Annotated in this window: 20 protein-coding genes and 1 riboswitch; of the genes, 8 read left to right on the top strand and 12 right to left on the bottom strand. The window is 68.9% G+C overall.

All coding sequences use genetic code 11. From position 1 onward, the window contains the following. Window positions 1-83: 83 nt before the first annotated feature. The 5 genes from CBR61_RS05200 to CBR61_RS05180 form a co-directional block, all read right to left on the bottom strand. Entirely contained in the window at window positions 84-560 is a 477-nt protein-coding gene (locus CBR61_RS05200; RefSeq protein ID WP_157696505.1) for a Rid family hydrolase, read from the bottom strand. 96 nt (window positions 561-656) lie between these two features. Beyond that, the gene (locus CBR61_RS05195; protein ID WP_088913401.1) at window positions 657-1127 is read right to left on the bottom strand and encodes a hypothetical protein; all 471 of its coding nucleotides are present in this window, start codon (window positions 1125-1127) and stop codon (window positions 657-659) included. A gap of 91 nt (window positions 1128-1218) precedes the next feature. Further along, entirely contained in the window at window positions 1219-3090 is a 1872-nt protein-coding gene (gene thiC / locus CBR61_RS05190; protein WP_088913400.1) for a phosphomethylpyrimidine synthase ThiC, read from the bottom strand. Between the two features lie 41 nt (window positions 3091-3131). Next, window positions 3132-3240: riboswitch (TPP riboswitch) on the bottom strand. A gap of 34 nt (window positions 3241-3274) precedes the next feature. Then, entirely contained in the window at window positions 3275-4555 is a 1281-nt protein-coding gene (locus CBR61_RS05185) for a metal-dependent hydrolase family protein (protein WP_088915469.1), read from the bottom strand. An 83-nt stretch (window positions 4556-4638) separates the two neighbouring features. Next, entirely contained in the window at window positions 4639-5601 is a 963-nt protein-coding gene (locus CBR61_RS05180) for a MipA/OmpV family protein (protein ID WP_088913399.1), read from the bottom strand. A gap of 212 nt (window positions 5602-5813) precedes the next feature. On the opposite strand from CBR61_RS05180, the gene crtY reads away from it, so the two are divergent. The 7 genes from crtY to CBR61_RS05145 all read left to right on the top strand — a co-directional run bounded on the left by crtY (window position 5814) and on the right by CBR61_RS05145 (window position 14446). Then, window positions 5814-7061, top strand: a complete 1248-nt coding sequence (gene crtY / locus CBR61_RS05175; RefSeq protein WP_088913398.1) for a lycopene beta-cyclase CrtY — start codon at window positions 5814-5816, stop codon at window positions 7059-7061. Further along, window positions 7058-8620 (top strand): phytoene desaturase, encoded by a 1563-nt coding sequence (locus tag CBR61_RS05170; protein ID WP_088913397.1) that lies wholly within the window; start codon window positions 7058-7060, stop codon window positions 8618-8620. The genes crtY and CBR61_RS05170 overlap by 4 nt, the downstream gene beginning before the upstream one ends. Further along, window positions 8617-9198, top strand: coding sequence for a TIGR00730 family Rossman fold protein (locus CBR61_RS05165; RefSeq protein WP_088913396.1), 582 nt, complete (start codon window positions 8617-8619; stop codon window positions 9196-9198). Before CBR61_RS05170 ends, CBR61_RS05165 begins: the two co-directional genes overlap by 4 nt. A gap of 10 nt (window positions 9199-9208) precedes the next feature. Continuing rightward, window positions 9209-10159, top strand: coding sequence for a phytoene/squalene synthase family protein (locus CBR61_RS05160; RefSeq protein ID WP_088913395.1), 951 nt, complete (start codon window positions 9209-9211; stop codon window positions 10157-10159). A 96-nt stretch (window positions 10160-10255) separates the two neighbouring features. Next, window positions 10256-10744 carry a DUF4440 domain-containing protein gene (locus CBR61_RS05155; RefSeq protein WP_088913394.1) on the top strand — a complete coding sequence of 163 codons (489 nt, stop codon included), beginning with the start codon at window positions 10256-10258 and terminating at the stop codon, window positions 10742-10744. After that, entirely contained in the window at window positions 10741-12675 is a 1935-nt protein-coding gene (locus tag CBR61_RS05150; RefSeq protein WP_088913393.1) for an acetyl/propionyl/methylcrotonyl-CoA carboxylase subunit alpha, read from the top strand. The genes CBR61_RS05155 and CBR61_RS05150 overlap by 4 nt, the downstream gene beginning before the upstream one ends. Window positions 12676-12892: 217 nt before the next feature. Then, window positions 12893-14446, top strand: coding sequence for an acyl-CoA carboxylase subunit beta (locus CBR61_RS05145; RefSeq protein ID WP_088913392.1), 1554 nt, complete (start codon window positions 12893-12895; stop codon window positions 14444-14446). 96 nt (window positions 14447-14542) lie between these two features. Here CBR61_RS05145 and CBR61_RS05140 read toward each other — a convergent pair whose 3' ends face one another. Next, window positions 14543-15790 carry a multidrug effflux MFS transporter gene (locus CBR61_RS05140; RefSeq protein WP_233996868.1) on the bottom strand — a complete coding sequence of 416 codons (1248 nt, stop codon included), beginning with the start codon at window positions 15788-15790 and terminating at the stop codon, window positions 14543-14545. A gap of 127 nt (window positions 15791-15917) precedes the next feature. Between CBR61_RS05140 and dinB the strand changes: the two genes are divergently transcribed. Beyond that, window positions 15918-17051, top strand: coding sequence for a DNA polymerase IV (gene dinB, locus CBR61_RS05135; protein WP_088913390.1), 1134 nt, complete (start codon window positions 15918-15920; stop codon window positions 17049-17051). Here dinB and CBR61_RS05130 read toward each other — a convergent pair. The 6 genes from CBR61_RS05130 to CBR61_RS05105 form a co-directional block, all read right to left on the bottom strand. Further along, window positions 17048-17527, bottom strand: coding sequence for an NUDIX hydrolase (locus CBR61_RS05130; RefSeq protein ID WP_088913389.1), 480 nt, complete (start codon window positions 17525-17527; stop codon window positions 17048-17050). The genes dinB and CBR61_RS05130 overlap by 4 nt on opposite strands. A gap of 4 nt (window positions 17528-17531) precedes the next feature. Beyond that, window positions 17532-18146 carry a 6-phosphogluconolactonase gene (locus CBR61_RS05125; RefSeq protein WP_088913388.1) on the bottom strand — a complete coding sequence of 205 codons (615 nt, stop codon included), beginning with the start codon at window positions 18144-18146 and terminating at the stop codon, window positions 17532-17534. 70 nt (window positions 18147-18216) lie between these two features. Next, window positions 18217-18678 (bottom strand): Dps family protein, encoded by a 462-nt coding sequence (locus tag CBR61_RS05120; RefSeq protein ID WP_088913387.1) that lies wholly within the window; start codon window positions 18676-18678, stop codon window positions 18217-18219. A gap of 124 nt (window positions 18679-18802) precedes the next feature. Continuing rightward, window positions 18803-19366 carry a hypothetical protein gene (locus CBR61_RS05115; RefSeq protein ID WP_088913386.1) on the bottom strand — a complete coding sequence of 188 codons (564 nt, stop codon included), beginning with the start codon at window positions 19364-19366 and terminating at the stop codon, window positions 18803-18805. Window positions 19367-19376: 10 nt separating this feature from the next. Next, window positions 19377-20735 carry an alkaline phosphatase PhoX gene (locus CBR61_RS05110; RefSeq protein ID WP_088913385.1) on the bottom strand — a complete coding sequence of 453 codons (1359 nt, stop codon included), beginning with the start codon at window positions 20733-20735 and terminating at the stop codon, window positions 19377-19379. 10 nt (window positions 20736-20745) lie between these two features. Continuing rightward, window positions 20746-21786: a phytase gene (locus CBR61_RS05105; RefSeq protein WP_088913384.1), complete on the bottom strand. Its 1041-nt coding sequence runs from the start codon at window positions 21784-21786 to the stop codon at window positions 20746-20748. Between the last annotated feature and the right edge of the window lie 154 nt (window positions 21787-21940).

Here is a 21940-nt window from a genome sequence, read left to right as displayed (position 1 = left end):
ATTTTCATGACCGCTTTCGTTGTTCCACGGATCATGCGACTCCTTGTTCAGCCTTTGATTGACCTCAATTGGCTGAAGAGCCACTACTTCGGCCTTCGCAACACAAGCTTGATCTCCGTCACCGCGTCGGCAGAATAGAGGTCGCTCACGCCCACTGCGGTCCAGGTCGGGAAGGGGGCCTTGATGTAGCGGTTCTTGACCGGCAGCAGCGCCTCGACCTGGGCTGCGACCGGGCCCTTGTGGAAGGTGTCGAACACCAGCACGTCGTCCCACGTCGCGCCGAGCCGCCTGATGATCGCATCGAGCCGGGCGAAGGCGCGCTCGTAGCCGGGCTGGAGGCTGTCCTCGCCCGGGGCCGGCCCCGCGACCACGCCCGAGAGGTGGATGGTGTCCCCGTGCACCACCGCGTCGGAGAAGCCCGCCATCTCCTGGAAGGCACGGGCCTCGGGATGCTCGGGCATCAGGGTCTGCTTGGGCGGCGCCTCGGCATGGGCGGCGGTGGCGGCGGCGAGCGAAAGCGCGAGGGCAATCCCGGCGCGGCGGATAGTGGCGTGGTGCATCGTGGTTCCCTCCCCCTTGAAGGCCGGAAGGTTACCCACCCCCTGCCCCTCCCGCAAGCGGGAGGGGTTGGGGTGGGCGCGGGGCTCTGATTGCGCTCAGTCCGGCATGATCTGGCAGCTGCCCAGCAGACCCATGATGCCCAGCATCGTGCCCATGTCGCCCTTCAGCGCCTTGCTCACCGTCTCGTCGGCCGCGCGCTCCATCTGGCGTGTCATCGCGTCGGTCTGGGCTCTGATCTGCGCCATATCCTCGCCCGGAACCTTGGTGGCGAGCCGCAGGCCGGTCGAGGTCATGTTGGCATAGACATTCTGTTCGAGCAGCCCAGGATGGACATCGGCTCCGCGTTCCTTCGCAATTGTCGCCGGGCCGACGCCCTGGCGCATCCATTCGGTCCAGAACACGTTGCAGGCGATCAGATCACCGCGGGTGACGGCCTTGGGCGGCTGGCTTCTCGGCGCGTCGAACGCCGCCTTGGCCGCCGCCCAGTCGACCTGCTGCGCCTGCGCCGGAGCCTGCACGAATGCGCCTGCCGCCAGAGCCAGCGCGATGGACCTAACCTTGGTCATGTCACTTCCCCCCTCATGTCCGGGCGCGGGCCTCGCGGCCCGCTGGCCCACCCCTGACCCCTCCCGCGAGCGGGAGGGGGACTTGTGCGCCTCAATCGTGCTCGCGGTCTCCCGCGCCCACGTAGAGCTGGTTGCCGACCTCGCGGAACTTCTGGCTCATCTCGGCCATGCCCGCCTCGGCCTCGGCCTCGCTGGCGACGAAGGTTTCGATCCCCGCGTTCTGCTTGGCGGCGAAGTCGCGCACTTCCTGCGTGATCTTCATCGAGCAGAACTTGGGCCCGCACATCGAGCAGAAATGCGCCGACTTGGCGCCCTCCGCCGGAAGCGTCTGGTCGTGGTACTGCTCGGCGGTTTCCGGATCGAGCGACAGGTTGAACTGGTCGCGCCAGCGGAACTCGAAGCGCGCCTTGGAGAGCGCATCGTCGCGCACCTGCGCCGCCGGGTGCCCCTTGGCGAGGTCGGCGGCGTGGGCGGCGAGCTTGTACGTCACCACCCCCACCTTCACGTCGTCGCGGTCGGGCAGGCCGAGGTGTTCCTTGGGCGTGACGTAGCAGAGCATCGCGGTGCCGTACCACCCGATCTGCGCCGCGCCGATGCCGCTGGTGATGTGGTCGTAGCCCGGCGCGATGTCGGTGACGAGCGGCCCCAAGGTGTAGAACGGCGCCTCGCCGCAGGCCTCGAGCTGCTTTTCCATGTTCTGCTTGATCTTGTGCATCGGCACGTGGCCGGGGCCCTCGATCATCACCTGCACGTCCTGCGCCCAGGCGCGCTTGGTGAGCTCGCCGAGGGTGTAGAGCTCGGCGAACTGCGCCTCGTCGTTCGCGTCGGCGATCGATCCGGGGCGAAGACCATCGCCGAGGCTGTAGGCGATGTCGTAGGCCTTCATGATCTCGGTGATCTCGTCGAAGTGCTCGTAGAGGAAGGACTCCTTGTGGTGGGCGAGGCACCACTTGGCCATGATCGAGCCGCCGCGGCTGACGATCCCGGTGACGCGCTTGGCGGTCATGGGGATGTAGGGCAGGCGCACCCCGGCGTGGATCGTGAAGTAGTCGACGCCCTGTTCGGCCTGTTCGATCAGCGTGTCGCGGAAGATTTCCCAGGTGAGTTCTTCGGCGATGCCGCCGACCTTCTCGAGCGCCTGGTAGATCGGCACGGTGCCGATGGGGACGGGGGAGTTGCGGATGATCCATTCGCGGGTGTCGTGGATGTTGCGGCCCGTGGAGAGGTCCATGATCGTGTCCGCGCCCCAGCGGGTCGCCCAGACCATCTTGTCGACTTCCTGCGCGACGTCGGAGGCGACGGCGGAGTTGCCGATATTGGCGTTGATCTTGACGAGGAAATTGCGGCCGATCGCCATCGGCTCGCTTTCGGGGTGATTGATGTTGGAGGGGATGATGGCGCGGCCCCTTGCCACCTCCGACCTGACGAACTCCGGCGTGATCACATCGGGGATCTCCGCGCCCCAGCTCTCGCCGTCGCGGATCAGATCCTTGGCGATCTCGCGCCCGAGGTTCTCGCGCTCGGCGACATATTCCATTTCCGGCGTGATGATCCCGCGGCGGGCGTAGTGCATCTGCGTGACGTTCATCCCCGCCCTGGCGCGCAGCGGGCGCTTCACCGTGTTCGGGAACTGCGCGACGCCGCCCGAGCGGTCGGGGCCGAGGCGGCCGTTGTCCTCCGGCTTCACCTCGCGGCCCTCGTAGTCCTCGACATCGCCGCGGGCCATGATCCAGTCACGGCGCAGCGGGGCGAGGCCGGCGTTGATGTCGATGTGCGCACCAGGGTCGGTGTAGGGGCCCGAGGTGTCGTAGACGCGCACGGAGGGCTCTCCGCCCTCGAGGTCGATCTCGCGCATCGCCACGCGGATGCCGCTCCCGGTGCGCGCACCGACATAGACCTTGCGGCTGCCGCGGATGGGCCCGGTGGTGACGCCGATTTCGACGGGGCTGTTGATGTCGGCCATGATGCTCTCTCTCCTCACGGCGGAAAGCGAGCGGGGGTTTGGCACAGCGACCAGCCCACTCCCTCCGCCTGTGTTAACAGGTTCAGGTTCAACGGGTCGTGGGGTGCTACACCCACCTCTCAGCGCAAGCGCGCTCCCCGGGGATGGCGTGTGGATTAGAGCCTTTGCGGCGGGGTGTCGAGCCTCACTCGATCACCCGCCCCCGCACCATGACGAAGCCGACCTTCTCCAGCACCGTCACGTCAGCGAGCGGGTTGCCCTCGACCGCGATGATGTCCGCCGAATAGCCGGGCGCGAGGCGGCCGATCTGGTTTTCCATGCCGAGCACCTTGGCCGCCACGGTGGTCGCCGAGGCGAGCACCTCGCGGTCGGACATGCCCTGCTTCTTCATCAGGCCCAGTTCCTCGGCATTGCGACCGTGCTGGTAGACGCCGGCATCGGTGCCGAAGGCGACGGTGACGCCGAACTGGCGCGCGCGGCTCACCAGCGAGTTCATCAGCGGCTGGACGGCGCGGATCTTTTCCTCGACGACCGGGGTGTAGACGCCCTTGCCGAGGCCCTCGGAGACGCCCTCGAGCGCCATCAGGGTCGGCACCAGCACCGTGCCGCTGGCCTTCATCGCCTTCGCGGCGGCTTCATCGAGATAGGTGCCGTGCTCGATCGAATCGATCCCCGCCTCGGCGGCCTGCTGGATGCCGCGCGCGCCGTGGGCGTGGGCCATGACCTTGAGGCCCAGCGAGTGGGCGGTGTCGGCGATCGCCTTCATCTCCTCGGGCGTGAAGTGCGCCTCGAGGCCGCGGCCCTGCTGGCTCAGCACGCCGCCGGTGGCGGTGATCTTGATCACGTCGCTGCCGTTCTGGCTGGCGAGCCGCACCTTGGCCGCGCATTCGACCGCGCCGGTGCAGTTGAAGCCCGAATCGAGCAGTTCGTTGACCTCGGAGCGGAAGCCGTTGGTGTCGGCATGACCGCCGATGATCGAGAGCGCGGGGCCGGCGGCAACGATGCGCGGCCCCGGCACCAGCCCCTCGGCGGTGCCGCGCCGGAGCGAGAAGGCGGTGTCCTTGCCGCTCCCCGCCTCGCGGACCGTGGTGAAGCCCGCAAGCGCGGTGAGGCGCGCGTTCTTGGCGCCCACGACCACGCCCCATTCCTCGGGCTCGACGGCCTCCTTCCAGAAATCGCCGCCGGGATCGCCGGTGAGATGGGTGTGCAGGTCGATCAGGCCAGGCAGCACGGTCTTGCCCCGAAGGTCGATCTCGCGGTCGGCGGTGACGGGCCCGTGTCCGGGGGTGATGCTGGCGATCCTGCCGTCGGTGACGAGGATCGTCGCCGGGCCGCTCGGCTCGCCCGCGGCGTCGGCGATGACGCTGCCGGCGCGGATCGCGACCGTCTCGGCGGCGAGTGGCGCGGCCAGCAGGCTCCCCGCGGCAGCCAGCCCTGCCAGCACGATGTTCCGGAAATTGCGCATGATCCTGTCTCCCTCGCCTCGATCGACCCCGCGCACCTGATGGCGCGCCCGGGCGATCAAGGCAAGAGCGTCAGGGGCGCGGATCAGAAGGTGTAGGACAGGCCGAGGCCGAGGATGAACTGATTCGCGTCCCCGCGCAGCCGCGTGTAGGGCGTGTCGGCGCTGTCGCCGATCAGCCGCGAATAGCCGCCCACGCCGGTCAGGCCCCACCCGCCGTTCAGCGGGTTGCGGTCGAGATCGTAGGAGAGGATCGCCGTGGTGCCGACACGGTTGAGCCCGCCATCTGCGCGGAAGCGCGGCAGCCCGGTGGCGAGCGCCTGCGCGGGGCTGACGGTGAAATAGTAATCGGCGAAATTGTCGTCGACGAACTCGGCGCTGGCCTGAGCCTGGAGCACGAAGCTGCGGCCCACCGCGGCGCGGTAGGTGATCTGGGGTTCGATCACCATGCCCTCATGCGCGCCGAGCATGTCCCAGCGCGCCTGCACGCCCACGCTCAGCTGGTCGAGCCGCTTGGCGACGCTGCGCCACACCAGCCCGACATGACCGCCTGCCTCGAGCGCGGCATCGAGCTTGCCCGCGCGTGCCACGACATCGTCCTTGATCTGGACATTGCGGTCGTTGCGGAAACGGAAGGCCGGGCCGAAGGCGACACGCGCGCCCTTCTGCGGCACGAGGCCGGGCTTGCCGGGGTTGAGATCGATCAGGAAGCCGGGGCCGTTGGGGCTGATCCCGACCCCGCCGACGCGGCCGACGATCAGCGGCAGGGGGAAGGCGATGTAGTCGTCGGACCCGGCATAGCTCGGCACCAGCCCCGCGCCGAGGCCGATGGTCGCCCAGGTGTCGTCGAACACCGGCTTGGTGAAGGCGAAGGGCAGGGGCGATCCGGCGGGGGCACCCTGCGGCGCGGCCTGCGCGGCGACGGTGACGATCTCGGCCTCGGCCGCCGCCTCGCGGTCCGCTGTGCCTTCATCCCCGGCGGCAAGCGCGGGGGTTGCCGTCAGCGCGGCGAGGAGGGCGAGCGGGGCGAGGGCCGGGCGAGGTGACATGGTGCGATCCTTGTTCTTGCGGGGAATTCGGGGCGGTTCCTGCACATTCCTGCGCGGGGGCGCGGGCACCCCGGCCCGGGCCATGCGCGATCTGGTGCGAGAAACGGCGGCGCGCGCATAGGTTCCCGCGCGTGATGTTGCAACATGGCAAATGCGCGACGGGGCGCAGCGCGATTGCCCATTGCGCACCGCTCGCCTAGGGCATTGTGCAGATGGTCGATTCACCCGCCAGCCCCGCCGCAGCCGCTGCCGCCCCCCACGACGTGGTGATCGTCGGCGGAGGCCTTGCGGGTGGGCTGATCGCGCTCGCGCTGCACCGCCACGTGCCCGGCTGCCGCTTCCTCGTGATCGAGGCCGGGCGCACGCTCGGCGGGCACCACCGCTGGAGCTGGTTCGAGACCGACATCCGCCCCAAGGCGCGCGGCCTGATGGCGGGCTTCGCGCTCAACGGCTGGGACGAGGGCTATGACATCACCTTCCCCGGCCTCGGCCGCACGCTGCCGACCGCCTACCGCTCGCTCGCCAGCGCCGAGTTCCACCGCGCGCTGATGGCGGAGCTGGCGGAAGGCCGCGTGATGCTCGGCACCAAGGTCGCCGGTCTCGATGCGGGCGGGGTGACGCTGGCTGACGGCACCCGGCTGGCGGCGAAGCGGGTGATCGATTGCCGCGCATTCAAGTCCTCGAAACATCTCGCGGGCGGCTGGCAGGTGTTCCTCGGCCAGCATTTCCGCTGCGAGACACCCCACGGCCTCACCCGCCCCGTGATCATGGATGCGAGCGTCGATCAGGTCGCGCCCCACGGGAACGGCGCGGCCTACCGCTTCGTCTATGTCCTCCCCCTCTCGCCGACCGAGGTGTTCGTCGAGGACACCTATTATGCCGACCAGCCGAAGATGGACGCCGAGGTGCTCAAGGGCCGCGTCGCCGAATATGCCCGCCGTCACGGCTGGCAGGGCGAGGTGATCGACCAGGAGGCGGGCATCCTGCCGGTGATCTCGGGCGGGGATTTCCGCGCGGCGCTCGCCGAGGTCGCGATCCCCGGGGTGGCGCTGGCGGGCGCGCGGGGCGGCTTCTCGCACCCGCTGACGAGCTACACCCTGCCCTTCGCGGTCGACAACGCGCTCGCCATCGCCGGGCTGCTGGCGCGGCGGCCTGACGTGTCGGGCAGTGAGCTCGCCGCCTTCTGCAAGCGCCGCGCGACCCGCCACTGGGGCGCGACCGCCTATTACCGGATGCTCAGCCGGATGCTGTTCGAGGCCGCCGAACCCGACAAGCGCGTGGTCGTCTTCGAGCATTTCTACGCGCTCAAGGGCCGGCTGGTAGAACGCTTCTACGCGGGCCGCTCCACCTGGCCCGATCGCTTGCGCATCCTTACCGGCAAGCCCCCCGTAGCTATTCCGCGCGCGATCCGCGCGCTGTTCTCTTCAGGCAAGCCTCTCAACATGGAGACCCCGGCATGAACGCCGATGCGAAGCTCAACCTTGCGGGCGCGAAGGGCGTGAACCCCGCGCTCGCGGCACGCTACGAAGGCCGCACCGCCTGCGTGATCGGCGCCGGTTTCGGCGGCATGGCGCTGGCGATCCGCCTGCAATCGGCGGGCATCGCCACCACGGTGATCGAAAGCCGCGACAAGCCCGGCGGGCGCGCCTATTTTTGGGAGAAGGACGGCTTCACCTTCGACGCGGGCCCGACCGTCATCACCGACCCGCCGTGCCTCGAGGAGCTCTGGCAGCTCACCGGCCACGACATTTCCGAAGATGTCGAGCTGATGAAGGTCATGCCCTTCTACCGCCTCAACTGGCCCGACGGCACGAACTTCGACTATTCGAACGACGAGGCGAGCCTCAACGCCGAGATCGCCAAGCTGAACCCCGCCGACGTGGCGGGCTATGCGCGCTTCCTCGAATATTCCGAGCGGGTCTATCGCGAGGGCTACCTGAAGCTCGGCACCAAGCCCTTCCTCGACTTCAAGTCGATGCTCAAGGCCGCCCCCGCGCTGATCCGCGAACAGGCGTGGCGTTCGGTCTATTCGATGGTGTCGAGCTATGTCGAGAACGAGAAGCTGCGCGAGGCCCTGAGCTTCCACACGCTGCTGGTCGGCGGCAACCCGATGAACACCTCCTCGATCTACGCCCTCATCCACAAGCTGGAGAAGGATGGCGGCGTGTGGTGGGCGCGCGGCGGCACCAACCGGCTGATCGCGGGGATGGTGCGCCATTTCGAGCGGCTCGGCGGCACGATGCGCGTCGGCGATCCGGTGGTGCAGGTCCACACGCTGGGAACCCGCGCCACGGAAGTGGAAACGAAGAGCGGCTTCCGCCAGCGGTTCGACGCGGTCGCCAGCAATGCCGACATCATGCATTCCTACAAGGACCTGATGTCGCAGAGCGCACGAGGCAAGCAGATGGCCAAGTCGCTGGGCCGCAAGAGCTTCTCGCCCAGCCTCTTCGTGGTGCATTTCGGGATCGAGGGCACATGGCCCGGCATCCCGCACCACATGATTTTGTTCGCCAAGCGCTACAAGGGCCTGCTCGACGACATCTACAAGAACGGCGTGGTGCCCGAGGATTTCGCGATCTACCTTCACCACCCGACCGTCACCGATCCCTCGATGGCGCCCGAGGGCAAAAGCACCTTCTACGCGCTGGTGCCGGTCAGCCACATGGGCAAGATGCCGCTCGACTGGGACGAGGTCGGCCCGCGGCTCGAGAAGATGATCCTCGACGAGCTGGAGCGGCGCCTGATCCCCGACATCCACTCGCGGATCGTCACCAAGTTCAGCTACGCGCCCAAGGACTTCAAGGCCGATCTCAACGCCCACATGGGCAGCGCCTTCAGCCTCGAACCCGTGCTGTGGCAGAGCGCCTGGCTGCGCGGCCACAACCGCGACGACGTGATCGAGAACTACTACCTCGTCGGCGCGGGCACGCACCCGGGTGCGGGCATCCCGGGCGTGGTCGGCAGCGCCAAGGCGACGGCGGGGCTGATGCTGGAGGATCTGGCGAGGGTGCCTGCGTGAAACGTCTTGCCGTCTACTGCGGATCGGCCTCGCCCGAGGATCCGCGCTACATCCAGCTCGCCCTTGACGTCGGCACCGAACTCGCGCGGCGCGGGATCGGGGTCGTCTATGGCGGGGGCAGGCTGGGCCTGATGGGCGCCGTCGCCAAGGGGGCCAAGGACAACGGCGGCGAGGTGATCGGGATCATTCCCGAGCATCTGGTGAAGGCCGAAGTCGCCAACCACGACTGCGACGAGCTGATCACGGTCGGCGGGATGCACGAGAGGAAGCAGCGCTTTACCGACCTCTCCGACGGCTTCGTCACCATCCCCGGCGGGGTGGGCACGATGGACGAGCTGTGGGAGGCGATGAGCTGGTCGCAGCTGGGCTACCACTCCAAGCCCGTGGGCCTGCTCAACGCTTTCGGCTTCTACGACGATCTCCTCGCCTTCAACGCCAAGATGGCGGCGGTCGGCTTCGTGCGGCCCGCGCACCAGAACATCCTGATCGCGGCGACCTCGATCCACGAATTGCTCGCCAAGATGGAAGCCTACCAGCCGCACACCCCGATCTTCCGCATGAAGGCCGAGGAGCTGTAGGGTACGCGTCATGGGGGTCGATGCCGCCACCCGCGCCGCGCTGGTCGAACACGCGCGGCTGACGATCAAGCACGGCTCGCAGAGCTTCTCCGCGGCCGCGCGCCTGTTCGACCGCGAGACGCGCGAGCGGGCGTGGCTGCTCTACGCCTGGTGCCGCCGGGCCGACGACATCGCCGACAACCAGGAACTGGGCGGAGAACTGGGCGACCAGTCCGACCTCGCCGAACGCCTCGCCCATATCCGCCGTCTGACCGCGCTGGCCTTCGCGGGCGAACCCACGGGCGATCCGGCCTTCGACGCATTGGGCGTGGTCGCCGCCGAGGTCGGCCTCACCCCGCAAATGGCCGAGGACGTGATCGCCGGCTTCCAGCTCGACGCCGAGGACTGGCGCCCGCGCACCGAGGCCGACATGCTGCGCTATTGCTACCATGTCGCGGGCGCGGTGGGCGTGATGATGGCGGTGGTGATGGGCGTCTCGCCCGACGATCAGGAGACGCTCGACCGGGCGAACGATCTCGGCCTTGCCTTTCAGCTCTCCAACATCGCCCGCGACATCGTCGAGGACGACGCGGCGGGGCGCTGCTATCTGCCGATCGAATGGCTGGTGGAGCAGGATATCGAGCCCGGCCAGCACACCAAGCCGCACCACCGCAAGGAACTGGCCGAAATGGCCGCACGGCTGGTGGCGCTGGTCGAAAAGCACGAGGCGGCGGCACGGGTGGGCGCGGCGAAGCTCCCCTTCCGCAGCCGCTGGGCGGTGCTCTCGGCGGCGCGCATCTACGGCGCGATCGGCCGCAAGGTCCGTGCGCGCGGGACCGAGGCGTGGAACAGCCGCACCTATGTGCCGCGCGGCGAAAAGGCGCTTTACGGCGTGCGCGCCTATCTCTCGGCGGTGATCAACCGCGAGAAGATGCCCAAGGGCGGGATCGACTGGGGCATTGCGGATTACCGGCCGCGCTAGCTTGAATCCGTTCGTCTCGAGCGCAGTCGAGAGGCCTTGCACGAGGTGTCTCGACTACGCTCGACACGAACGGGGGGCGGGGCTAATCCCGCTGCCATGAAAGCCTTTCTCCCCGCCGCCGCGTTCCTCGCCGCCGCGCCGCTCGCCGCCGAAACGCCTCTGCCGCCCGAGGCTGCCGTCACCGCCGCGGTCGATGCCTTCTTCACCGCCTTGCGCAGCGAGGATCGCACTGCGCTCGCCCGCGAGATGGACCCGCGCGGGATGATCTATGTCCACGACCGCATGAACCCGGCCACCCCGCGCATCATGGTCATCCCCGTCGCCGATCACCTCGCCCGCTGGGCCAGGGGCACGGCGATGGTGGACGAGGTGATGCGCTACGACACCGTGCGGGTCGACGGCGACATGGCGCAGGTGTGGGGCCCCTATCGCTTCATCTCCGATGGGAAGACCAGCCATTGCGGGATCAACTCGATGAGCCTCGTGAAGGGTGAAGGGGGCTGGAAGGTCGCCAACACCAGCTTCTCGATGGAAGTGCCCGAACGCTGCGCCGCCCTCGGCGCTCCGGAGGTGCCGGCGCAATGATCACCAAGCTCCTGATCGCCAATCGCGGCGAGATCGCCTGCCGGATCATGCGCACCGCCCGCGCCATGGGGATCGCGACGGTCGCGGTCTATTCCGATGCCGATGCCAAGGCGCTGCACGTGCGCTCCGCCGACGCGGCGGTGCATATCGGCCCCTCGCCCGCGGCCGAGAGCTACCTCGTGGGCGCGAAGATCATCGCGGCGGCGAAGCAGACGGGGGCGAACGCGATCCACCCGGGTTACGGCTTCCTCTCCGAGAACGCCGACTTCGCGCAGGCGGTGATCGACGCTGGCCTCATCTGGGTCGGCCCCAAGCCTGCGAGCATCCGCGCCATGGGCCTGAAGGACGCGGCCAAGCAGCTGATGCGCGCGGCGGGCGTGCCGGTGACGCCGGGCTACGACGGCTCCGACCAGTCGGTCGAGCGGCTGACGGCGGAGGCCGAAGCGATCGGCTACCCCGTCCTCATCAAAGCCGTCGCGGGCGGCGGCGGCAAGGGGATGCGCAAGGTCGACGCCCCCGCCGACTTCGCCGCCGCGCTGGAATCCTGCCGCCGCGAGGCCAAGGCCAGCTTCGGCAATGACGAGGTGCTGCTCGAGAAGTGGATCACCTCGCCCCGCCATATCGAGGTGCAGGTGTTCGGGGACAGCCACGGCAACGTCGTCCACCTGTTCGAGCGCGACTGCTCATTGCAGCGCCGCCACCAGAAGGTGATCGAGGAAGCCCCCGCCCCCGGCATGGACGAGGCGACCCGCGAGGCGATCTGCGCCGCCGCCGTGCGCGCGGCCAAGGCCGTCGATTACGAGGGCGCAGGCACGATCGAATTCATCGCCGATGCCAGCGAGGGCCTGCGCGCCGACCGCATCTTCTTCATGGAGATGAACACGCGGCTTCAGGTGGAGCACCCCGTCACCGAGGAAATCACCGGGGTCGATCTGGTCGAATGGCAACTGCGCGTCGCAAGCGGCGAGCAGCTGCCCAAGCGGCAGGAGGAACTGTCGATCAACGGCCACGCGGTCGAGGCGCGGCTCTATGCGGAAGACCCGGCCAAGGGGTTTTTGCCGAGCACGGGGCGGCTGGAGCACCTGATGCTTCCCGAGCACCTGATCCGTGTGGAAACCGGCGTTTACGAAGGCGCAGAGGTCTCACCATACTACGACCCGATGATTGCCAAGCTGGTTGCTCGCGGTGATGATCGGGATGCCGCAATCGCAACGCTGGCAAGCGCGACTTCGGTTACGGCAGTCTGGCCGATCAAGACCAACGCGGCCTTCCTTCTTGCCTGCCTGAAGTCGGAACGGTTCAGGGTGGCGGACCTCGATACGGGCTTGATTGCTTCGGAGGGCGACGCCCTGATCCCCAACGACCAGCCCCCAGCCGAAGTGGTCAAGGCCGGGGCGATGGCAGTTGCCGTCGCGGCTATTGGTCAACCGGTATGGCAATGCGTCGATACCCTCGGCGGACGCGAGGAAGCCGGCCGGTCCCCGCTCAAGGCGCTCTTTGGTTTCCGGCTCAACCGCTCGCCGAAAAATGCAGTTCGCATAAGTGTCGATGGCATGTCGCATGAAGTGTCCGTCCCGAACCGCTTCGGCGAGCTGAATGCTTGGGTTGAGACGGCTGGCACGACGATACTCAGCGGCGTCAACGATGGCCGTATTTTTGCCGTGAGTGCAGACCGCCCATACGGCACCGGCCAAGCCTCCGCCGCGGATGGCGCGATCATCGCGCCGATGCCGGGCAAGGTCATCGCGGTCGATGTCAGCGAAGGGCAGGCTGTCACCGCCGGGCAGCGGCTCATGGTGCTCGAGGCGATGAAGATGGAACACGCCCTCACCGCGCCTTTCGAAGGGGTGGTCGAGGGGCTTGGCGTCAGCGCGGGCGGGCAGGTGCAGGTCGAGGCGGTGTTGTGCCGGGTGGTGCCGCAGTCAGAATAACCTCCATCCGTTCGTGTCGAGCGAAGTCGAGACACACTGGCACAAGGGGTTCTCGACTTCGCTCGAACCGAACGGCACTTCCGGCACATCCTCCTTTTCGTCATTGCGAGCGCCAGCGAAGCAATCCATCACCTGACGGCGGAACCGGCGGAAGGCCGGTCCATGGATTGCCGCGTCGCCTGCGGTTCCTCGCAATGACGAGGGTTGGGGAGAGGGAATGACCTGGGCCAAGGAACTCGAGGAACTGCGCGCGCGCGAGGCGCTGGCCGAGCAGATGGGCGGCGCGGACAAGGTGGCACGGCAGCACTCTCGCGGGAAGATGGACGCCCGCGCGCGGCTTGCGGCCTTGTGCGACGAGGGCTCCTTCCGCGAGATTGGCAAGATCGCCGGCAGCGCGAAGTATGACGCGAACGGCGACCTCGCCAGCGTCACCCCCGCCCCCTTCCTGTTCGGCAAGGCGCTGATCAATGGCCGTCCGGTGGTCGCCACCGCCGACGACTTCACCATCCGCGGCGGCGCGGCGGATGCGGGGATCGCGCGCAAGATGGTGCAGGCCGAGATGATGGCGCACCAGTTGAAGCTGCCGATCATCCGCATGATCGACGGCACGGGCGGCGGGGGTTCCGTAAAAACGCTCGAACAGATCGGCGCGACCTATATCCCCGCCGTGCCGGGCTGGGGCGATGTGGTCACCAACCTCGACACCGTGCCGGTGGTGGCGCTGGCGCTCGGGCCGACGGCGGGGCTGGGCGCGGCGCGCACCGTCGCCAGCCACTATTCGATCATGGTCAAGGGCCTCTCGCAGATCTTCGCCGCCGGGCCCGCCGTGGTCGATGGCCTTGGCGAGGCCTGGAAGGGCGGCGCGGCCAATCACGAGGAGGCCAAGGAGGCCCTCGGCGGCAGCGCGATCCACACCCGCAACGGCGTGGTGGATGACGAGGTCGCCTCCGAGGCCGAGGCCTTCGCCCGCGCGCGGCATTTCCTGAGCTTCATGCCCGAATATGTCGGGCAATCCGCCCGCCGCGTCGAAACCGGCGACCCCGCCGACCGCCGCGAGGAGGCGCTGCTCTCCCTCGTCCCGCGCGAGGAAAAGCAGGTCTATTCGATGCGCCGCTGCCTCGAGATGGTGTTCGACGCTGGCACCGTTTTCGAGATCGGACGCCACTGGGGCCGCGCCGCGATCACCGCCTTGGCGCGGCTCGATGGCTGGCCGGTCTTCGTCATCGCCAGCGATCCCAGCTACCTCGGCGGGTCGTGGGAGGCCAAGACCAGCGAGAAGGTCGAGCGGTTCGTCAGGCTCGCCGACCAGTTCCGCCTGCCCATCGTCCACCTCGTCGACAACCCCGGCTTCATGATCGGGCGCGAGGCGGAAGTTGCCGGGACGATCCGCTATGGCGTCAACGCCATGAACGCGATCTACCGGGCGACGGTGCCGCTCGCCAGCGTGGTCCTCAGACGCGCCTATGGCATCGCGGGCAGCGCGATGAGCAATGCCGACCGCTACCAGTACCGCTATTGCTGGCCCTCGGGCGACTGGGGCTCGCTCCCCATCGCGGGCGGGCTGGAGGTCGCCTACAAGGCGGAGCTCGAAGCCTCCGACGATCCGGAGGCGCTGCTCGAGGAGATCCGCGCAAGGCTGGCCAAGGTGACCTCGCCCTTCCGCTCGGCCGAACGCTTCAATGTCGAGGACATCATCGACCCGCGCGACACCCGGCCCCTGCTTTGCGAGTTCGCAGGGCTGGCGTGGCGGCGGCTGGAGAGTGAGGCCTGACGAGCCCACCCCTAGCCCCTCCCGCAGGCGGGAGGGGGACTGTGTAGCGCAAGTAACTCCCCTCCCGCCGGCGGGAGGGGTCGGGGGTGGGCCTGCTCAGTGCGCACCCAACTCCGCGTCGCTCGGCCCGAACAGCCGGCCCTTCTCGCTCCACAGCACCAGCACGAGGCAGGTGAGCCCGCTCGCCAGCAGCGCCAGCGCCAGCGGGCGCGCGGTTCCGTCATAGGCATAGCCGATCGCGCCGCCCAGCAGCGCGGCCGTGGTCATGCGGACGAAGCCATGGGCCGAGCTTGCCGCGCCGGCGATGGCGAAGAAGGGGTTCATCGCGACCGCGCCGAAATTGCTGCCGATGAAGCCGAGCAGCGCCATGTTGATCGCCATCAGCGGCACGAAGACCCACAGGCTCTCGTCCGGCTGGAAGGCGAACATCACCTGCGCGGCGCTCACCGCGATGAAGGCGAACAGCGCGCTGTGGCTCACGCGGCGCGCGCCGAAGCGCTCGACGATGCGCGAGTTCGACCAGCTGGCGAGCGCCATCGAGCCGGCGCAGATCGCGAAGACCATCGGGAAGATGTCCCCTGCGCCGAAGGTCTCGGTGATGAGCTGCTGCGAGGAATTGATGAAGCCGAACAGCGCGCCGAACACCAGCGCCGAGCCGATCACGTAGCCAGCCGTGCTCGGCAGCGCCAGCGCGCGGCCCATGTTGGCGGCGATGGTGCGGGGGCGGATCGGCTGGCGGTTCGCCTCGGACAGGCTTTCGGGCAGGCGGACGAAGACCCACAGGCCCATCACCACGCCCAGCACCGCGCCCGCGCCGAAGATCGCGCGCCAGTTGCCGACCTGCAGGATCGCCTCGCCGATGCTCGGCGCAACGGCGGGCACCATCAGGAAGATCACGAAGATGAGGCTCATCATGCGCGCCATCCGGTCGCCGCCCACCCGGTCGCGGATGATCGCGGGCGGCAGGGCGACGATCCCGGCGGCGAAGAAGCCCTGCACCGCGCGCAGGGCGATCAGCGCGTCATAGCTCGGTGCGAGGGCGCACAGCAGCGAGAGGGCGACATAGACTGCCACCGAGCCGAGCAGGATCGGCCGCCGCCCGAACCGGTCGGCGAGTGCGCCGGGCACCAGCGACCCGATGCCGCCCGCAAGCAGGTAGATCCCGACCACGAACTGCCGGTCGTTGCCGCTCACCGAAAGATCGGCCGCCAGCGCGTCGAGCGCGGGCAGGATCGCGTCGATCCCGAAGGCGTTCAGCGCCATCAGCAGCGCCATCATCCACATGAGCTCGGTCTCTCCGAGCGCCTTGCGGGCAGGCGTGACGGGGGCAAGCGAGGTGGCCATGGCCGGGCCCTTGCCCATCGGTTCGCCGGATGACCACTGTTCTTTTCGCATCTGCACAAAATGGCAGGCCGGGCGAATTGTTCCAGCAACAGTTCCTTCGTGCGGGGGAAGGTTCTATTTGCCGGACATGGCCCGCGCCGCACCGCCCGACGACGATGATAAATACGAGGCTCCGGACAGCCCCGGCCTCAGGAAGATCATCCATGTCGACATGGACGCCTTCTTCGCCAGCGTCGAACAGCGCGACAATCCCGAGCTGAAGGGCAAGCCGGTCGCGGTCGGCGGGGCCGGCGGACGCGGGGTCGTCGCCGCCGCGAGCTACGAGGCGAGGAAGTTCGGGGTGAGGAGCGCCATGCCCTCGGTCACGGCAAGCCGCCTGTGCCCCGACCTCGTCTTCGTGCGCCCGCGCTTCGATGCCTACAAGGAAGCGAGCCGCCAGATCCGCCGGGTGTTCGAGCACTACACCCCGGTGATCGAGCCCCTGAGCCTCGACGAGGCCTATCTCGACGTCACCGAGGACCGGCTCGGCATCGGCAGCGCCACGCGCATCGCCGAGCTGATCCGGCAGGAAATCCGCGCCAAGACCCAGCTCACCGCGAGCGCGGGGGTGAGCTACAACAAGTTCCTCGCCAAGCTCGCCAGCGACCAGAACAAGCCCGACGGGCTATGCGTCATACGCCCGGGCGAAGGCGCGCAGTTCGTCGCGGGCCTGCCCATCCGGCGTTTTCATGGGGTCGGCCCGCGGGCCGAGGAGAAGATGCAGAAGCTCGGCATCCTCACCGGCGCGGACCTTGCCGCGAAGGACATCGCCTTCCTGCGCCAGCATTTCGGCAGCATGGCCGACTACCTGTTCCGCGCCGCGCGGGGGATCGACCTGCGGCCCGTGCGCGCGCATCGCATCAGGAAGTCCGTCGGCGGCGAGCGCACCTTCTCCGACGACATCGGCAGCGGCGCCGCTTTGCGCGAGACCCTTGCCAACATCATTGACATCGTCTGGGAGCGGATCGAGGCGGCCGGTGCGCGGGGGCGGACTGTAACGCTGAAGCTCAAGTTCACCGACTTCCGCACCATGACCCGCGCGACCTCGCTGCCGCGGTGGGTGAGCGGCAAGGCGGAATTCGCGCAGCTCGCCCGCGCGCTGCTGGAAGCGGAGCTGCCCCTGCGCGGTCCGATCCGGCTGATGGGGCTGACACTGTCGGGGCTGGAGGGGGCCGAGGATGAGAAGCCTGCGCGCGACGAGGCGCAGCTCTCGCTGCTCTAGCCCTGCCCCACCCCGCGCGCCTTCCACATGGCGATCCGTGCGCGGGTGGTGTCCCCGAGCGGTTCGGGGAGCGAGTGCGAGGGGAAGAAGCGCGCCTCCGTCACCTCGCGCCGGTCGGGTTCGGGATGGCGGTCGCACACGCCGGTGAAGATGTGCGCGGTGTGGGGCGATCCCGAGAGCACCTCTTCGATCGTGCCGACCGGTTCGAGCCGCACCAGTTCCACCCCCAGTTCCTCGCGCACCTCGCGCCGCGCGGCCTCGAGCGGGTCCTCGCCCTTGCCGAGCCCGCCGCCCGGCAGGGCCCAGACCGCCGGGCCATAGGAGTGCTTGAGCAGCAGCACGTCGCCGCCGAGGTTGGTGACGATCACGCTCACCCCCGCGATCGGCGCCTTGCGCCAGCGCCGCCAGGCGTGGCGGATCGCGTGCGCCAGCGGCAGCAGGGCGCGGTGGAGCGGGGCGGGCAGGACGTTCGGCATCGGCTCAGGCGAAGACCGTGACGGGAATGCCCCGCGCCCGCGCCGCGCCGAGCAGGCGGGCGACGGGCAGATCGTTCTCGCCGCGCACCGCGGCATCAAACACCGCACGCTTGTCCGCCGCCCCGCCGAGCGTGAACAGGATCGCCTGCGTGTCGACGAGAGCGGGGATCGTCAGGGTGATGCGGTCGAAGGGCGCGTGCGGCGGAAGCGGATCGGGCGTGAGGCGGCGCACCGTCTGCGGGTCATCCACCTGCGGATCGGTGTTGGGGAACAGCGAGGCGATGTGCCCGTCCGGTCCCATGCCGAGCCAGGTCAGCGCGAAATGCGGCGGGCGCGCATCCTCGGCGAGCGGCACAACGACCGCGCCCTCCGGCTCGAGCAGCGCGCGCAGCTTGCCGGTGTTGGAGGCTTCGTGGTCCTCGGGCACGATGCGGTCGTCGTTCGGCCAGACCGCGCGCCCGGCCCAGTCGACGCGGCCACCCGCGATCAGCGCTTCGATGATCGGGAAGGGGGTGGAGCCGCCCGGCAGGCTGACGGCGCCGGGCGCGGCAAGGTGCGCGGCCAGCCAGTCGGCGATCGCGGCGGCATCGGCGCTCTCGATGATCGTGATTTCGGACATGCCTTCCCATAGCAAAAGGGCCGCCCCCGGCAATGGGGACGGCCCTTCGCGGATCGCTGTGCCGTGCCGCTCAGGCGAGCAGCGAGGAGAGGAACCACACGCGTTCCTCGGCCATGTCGGTCCAGTCGTCGAGCAGGCCGTCGGTCGCGTTGTCGCCCGCTTCCTCGGCGAGTTCCTTCATCCGCTTCAGGCGCTCGACGACCTTGCGGTTGTCGTCGCGCAGCTCGGCGATCATCTCCTCGGCGCTCAGGGTGGCGCTGTCCTGGTCCTTGATCTGGGTGTTCTTCGCGACCGAGCCGACCGAGGTCAGCGTGGTGGCTTCCTGCTTGCGCACCCGTTCGCCGATGACATCGATCTGGTCGCGGATCGCCAGCGCCTGTTCGTCGAACAAGAGGTGAAGGTCGCGGAAGCGCGGGCCGCGCACGTGCCAGTGAAAATTCTTGGTCTTGATGAAGAGGGCGAAGTGATCGGCCAGCAGGCCGTTGAGTTCATCGATGAGAGCGGCTTTCGAATTGGCTTTGGCGTCGGCCATTGCATTTTCTCCGTCTTGTGGTTCGCGGGTGACTTAGGGGTGTCGCCCATGTGGTCATTATCCCAATGCAGGAAAATGGATTGGGTTTCGGGAAAGTTGTCTTCTCGGTGATCGACAAAAGCGATCAGAATGCGGCGAAACGGGCGTCGAGACCGATGAAGAGCGCCGCGAGGGCGAGGGCCACGGCCAGCGCGATCCGCACCGCCCGCAAGGGAAGCCGCGCCAACGCCTCGGGCCCGGCCGTCCAGCCCAGCCCCACCGCCACGGCGCCGCCCAGTGCCCCGCCGAGGCCGGCGGTGAACGGCAAGGCGGTCCAGGCCGCGAGGGCGAAGACGGCGAAGCGGGCGGCATCGCCGATCTGGCGGGCGAGCAGCACCACGAGGATCGCGCCGAGCGAGCGGGTCGGCTCGTCCGGCACCTTCGGGCGGACCGGCAGGGCAAGTTCGGCGGCGGCCATGGCGAGCGCGAAAGCGACCAGCATCTGTCCCGCGCGGCGCGGGAGCAGGCTCGCGAACTCGGCCCCGATCCAGGCCATCGCGGCCGCGGCGAGGCAGGACGAGACCACCGCCACCGCCAGCAGCTGCCCGCTCTGCCCCAGCGCCCCGGCCCAGCGCGCCACCATCCACTGGTCGCGCCCACCCGCGGCGAGTGCGGCGACCAGCAGCAGCGACAGGAGAAAGCCGTCCACCGCGTCCCGGTCAGGCGGCCCAGGGGCCGGTGATCGCCAGCGTCGCTGCGGGGGAATAGACGTTGACGAACAGCCACTTGCCGTCGGGCGAGAAGCAGCCGCCGGCCAGCTCTGTCTGCGCCCGCAGCCGCGCGATCGAATAGGCCTCGCCGGCCGGGGTGATGCCGCGGATGTGGTTGTCGACCACGTCGGTGTACTGGTCCTCGCACACGATCAGGTGTCCGCTCGGAGCGACGGTGAGGTTGTCGCCGTAATCGAACTGGGCCTTGCTGCGGCTTTCGAAGAACAACTCGACCGTGTCCGGTGCGCCCGCGAGACCGGGGGTCAGCTTGAGGATCTGCCCGAGCTGCGCCGCCCCGCCGCTGGTGCAGCAGGCGAAAACGGCGTTCTCGCCCATGTGCAGCCCCTCGCCCCGCGCGACCAGCGCCGCGCCGCGCGCCGCCGCCCTCTGGCGCAGGTCGTCCTTCGGGGCTTCCACATCATCGAGATCGATCCACGAGACGCGGTAGGGCTTGCCCACCTCCATCGCCGTGCCGTTCCAGTTGCGCGTGTCGCGCAGCCCTTCGACGACCATCGCCTGGAGCCGCCCGCCTTCGGCGAGGCGGCCGGGGGTCTTGGGGAGGAAGCGGTAGAGCACCGAATCGTCGCGGTCCTCGGTCTGGTAGACGATGCCCGTCGCCGGATCGACGACGGCGGCCTCGTGGTTGAAGCGGCCCAGCGCCTTCAGCGGCACGGCATCGACAAGGCCGCGGGCCGAGGCGGGTACCTCGAACACCCAGCCGTGATCCTGCTCCAGCCCTTCGCCATAGGGCTGGCCGGGGCCGGTCGGGGCCTCCTCGCAGGTCAGCCAGCTGCCCCACGGGGTCACCCCGCCCGAACAGTTGCGGATCGTGCCGCCGAGGCTGCGGAACTGGCGCTTGACCGCGAGTGTCGCCGCATCGAGCACGATGGTGGTCGTCCCCCCGGGGACGAAGGCGCCATTGCGCTTGCCGTAGCCCTTGGCGATCGGCCCGCCCGCATCGTGACGCGGCTGGAGTTCGTGGTTGCGCACCAGCGCGATCTCGCCGTTGCCGAGGTCGAAGCACCCCATCCCGTCGGCGCGGTCGGGCACGGTGCCGCCGTCGTCCATCGCCATGCCGAGGCGGGAGATGACGCGGTAGGAGAAGCCTTCGGGCAGGTCGAGGAAGCCCTCGGGGTCGGGCGTCAGGGGACCGTAGGGCGCGGCGCTGCCGCCGGTGCCGGTCGCGCCCGCCGATCCTGCGTTGCCCCGCGCCATGCAGCCGCTGGCGACGAGCGCCGCGAAGGCGGTGGCGGTGGCGGCCGTGCCGAGGAAGCGGCGGCGATCGGGAGCGATGGGCGTGGTCGTCATGGTCGGGGGGTCACTGTCCTGTCTGGAGCGCGGCGAGAATATCGTCCCACCGCACGAATTTGAAGTTCTGGGCCTTGGGCGCGTTCATGCCGTCCTGTGCCATGAAGATGCCGCCGGGGAAATCGGGTCCGAAATCGCGGTTGTCCAGCTCGATCCCGTCGGTCTCCTGAACGCTGCCGAAAGCCCCCGCCGCGATGCGGAACCGGCCCACCGGCGTCACATCAGGCAGGCGGAAGACGGCATAGGCGTTGTCGCCCTGCGAGGAGGCGACGAGATAGCCCCCGTTCGCCCCTTCGGGCGCGATGGCGAGGCCCTCGACATCGGCGACCAGCATCCTGTTGTCGACGGCGGCGACCATGCGCTCGGCGCCGGTGGTCATGTCGATCGCCCAGATCCCGGCATCTTCCTCGCCGATGTAGAGCGTGTTCGTGCGCGGATCGGCGATGCAGCCCTCGGTCTGGGTCGGCACCTGCGCGAGCGTGGTGGTGGTGCCGCTGAAGGTGCCGTCCGGCCCTTGCGTGATGAGCGTGCGGTAGATCGTGCCCTGCTTGGGCGCGCTGAAGGCGATCACGCCCTCGCGTCCGGCGGGCTTGACCATGCAGATGCCGTAGCCCTCGCCCGGGCCGACCGCGATCCTGCCCGCCGGCGCGAGCTGGCCCGTCGCGGTGTCGAGCAGGGTGAGGAACAGCTGCACCGTGGCAAGGTCGCTGCGGTCGCTCGCCACCACCAGCACGCGGCCGGCGGACAGTTCTATCAGGTCGACATTGTTGAGGCCGGGGCCGGCGAGGAAGCTCTTCTGGGCACCCTTCAGGTCGTAGACGTAAAGGCCGCCCTTCTTGTCGGTGCCGACGATCAGGCTCGCGGCCGGATTGGCCGGGTTGCGCCAGATCGCGGCATCGTCGGCCGCATCCTCGCGCGCCGTGCCGACCGGCGGGGTCTCGGCCCGCGCGGTGACGGTGACCGCCGGATCGCCGGTGATCGCCGGAACCGTCGCGCAGGCGCCTGCGATGCCGAGCGCGAGCAGCGCAAAGCCGTGGAAAGGTCTGATCATGCCGAGCCACCCCGTTTTCGTCCCGAATGGCCCGCCCCTAGGCCGCAAGCATGACAGTTAGGCGACCGTTCGCGCATGGCGCCGCTCCCGCAATTTGAAGAGCTAGCGCCATCGCCGCGAAAGGCCTAGCCACGGGCAAAACAGATTGTGGGAG

It is taken from the genome of Porphyrobacter sp. CACIAM 03H1, assembly GCF_002215495.1.
Classification (GTDB): domain Bacteria; phylum Pseudomonadota; class Alphaproteobacteria; order Sphingomonadales; family Sphingomonadaceae; genus Erythrobacter.
This window is presented reverse-complemented; position numbering and strand designations above follow the sequence as displayed.

Excerpts from the sequence above, each read along its gene's own strand:
- CBR61_RS05200 (WP_157696505.1), bottom strand. The coding sequence starts at position 560 with ATGCACCACGCCACTATCCGCCGCGCCGGGATTGCCCTCGCGCTTTCG.
- CBR61_RS05195 (WP_088913401.1), bottom strand. The coding sequence starts at position 1,127 with ATGACCAAGGTTAGGTCCATCGCGCTGGCTCTGGCGGCAGGCGCATTC.
- thiC (WP_088913400.1), bottom strand. The coding sequence starts at position 3,090 with ATGGCCGACATCAACAGCCCCGTCGAAATCGGCGTCACCACCGGGCCC.
- CBR61_RS05185 (WP_088915469.1), bottom strand. The coding sequence starts at position 4,555 with ATGCGCAATTTCCGGAACATCGTGCTGGCAGGGCTGGCTGCCGCGGGG.
- CBR61_RS05180 (WP_088913399.1), bottom strand. The coding sequence starts at position 5,601 with ATGTCACCTCGCCCGGCCCTCGCCCCGCTCGCCCTCCTCGCCGCGCTG.
- crtY (WP_088913398.1), top strand. The coding sequence starts at position 5,814 with ATGGTCGATTCACCCGCCAGCCCCGCCGCAGCCGCTGCCGCCCCCCAC.
- CBR61_RS05170 (WP_088913397.1), top strand. The coding sequence starts at position 7,058 with ATGAACGCCGATGCGAAGCTCAACCTTGCGGGCGCGAAGGGCGTGAAC.
- CBR61_RS05160 (WP_088913395.1), top strand. The coding sequence starts at position 9,209 with ATGGGGGTCGATGCCGCCACCCGCGCCGCGCTGGTCGAACACGCGCGG.
- CBR61_RS05155 (WP_088913394.1), top strand. The coding sequence starts at position 10,256 with ATGAAAGCCTTTCTCCCCGCCGCCGCGTTCCTCGCCGCCGCGCCGCTC.
- CBR61_RS05150 (WP_088913393.1), top strand. The coding sequence starts at position 10,741 with ATGATCACCAAGCTCCTGATCGCCAATCGCGGCGAGATCGCCTGCCGG.
- CBR61_RS05145 (WP_088913392.1), top strand. The coding sequence starts at position 12,893 with ATGACCTGGGCCAAGGAACTCGAGGAACTGCGCGCGCGCGAGGCGCTG.
- CBR61_RS05140 (WP_233996868.1), bottom strand. The coding sequence starts at position 15,790 with ATGGCCACCTCGCTTGCCCCCGTCACGCCTGCCCGCAAGGCGCTCGGA.
- dinB (WP_088913390.1), top strand. The coding sequence starts at position 15,918 with ATGGCCCGCGCCGCACCGCCCGACGACGATGATAAATACGAGGCTCCG.
- CBR61_RS05130 (WP_088913389.1), bottom strand. The coding sequence starts at position 17,527 with ATGCCGAACGTCCTGCCCGCCCCGCTCCACCGCGCCCTGCTGCCGCTG.
- CBR61_RS05125 (WP_088913388.1), bottom strand. The coding sequence starts at position 18,146 with ATGTCCGAAATCACGATCATCGAGAGCGCCGATGCCGCCGCGATCGCC.
- CBR61_RS05120 (WP_088913387.1), bottom strand. The coding sequence starts at position 18,678 with ATGGCCGACGCCAAAGCCAATTCGAAAGCCGCTCTCATCGATGAACTC.
- CBR61_RS05110 (WP_088913385.1), bottom strand. The coding sequence starts at position 20,735 with ATGACGACCACGCCCATCGCTCCCGATCGCCGCCGCTTCCTCGGCACG.
- CBR61_RS05105 (WP_088913384.1), bottom strand. The coding sequence starts at position 21,786 with ATGATCAGACCTTTCCACGGCTTTGCGCTGCTCGCGCTCGGCATCGCA.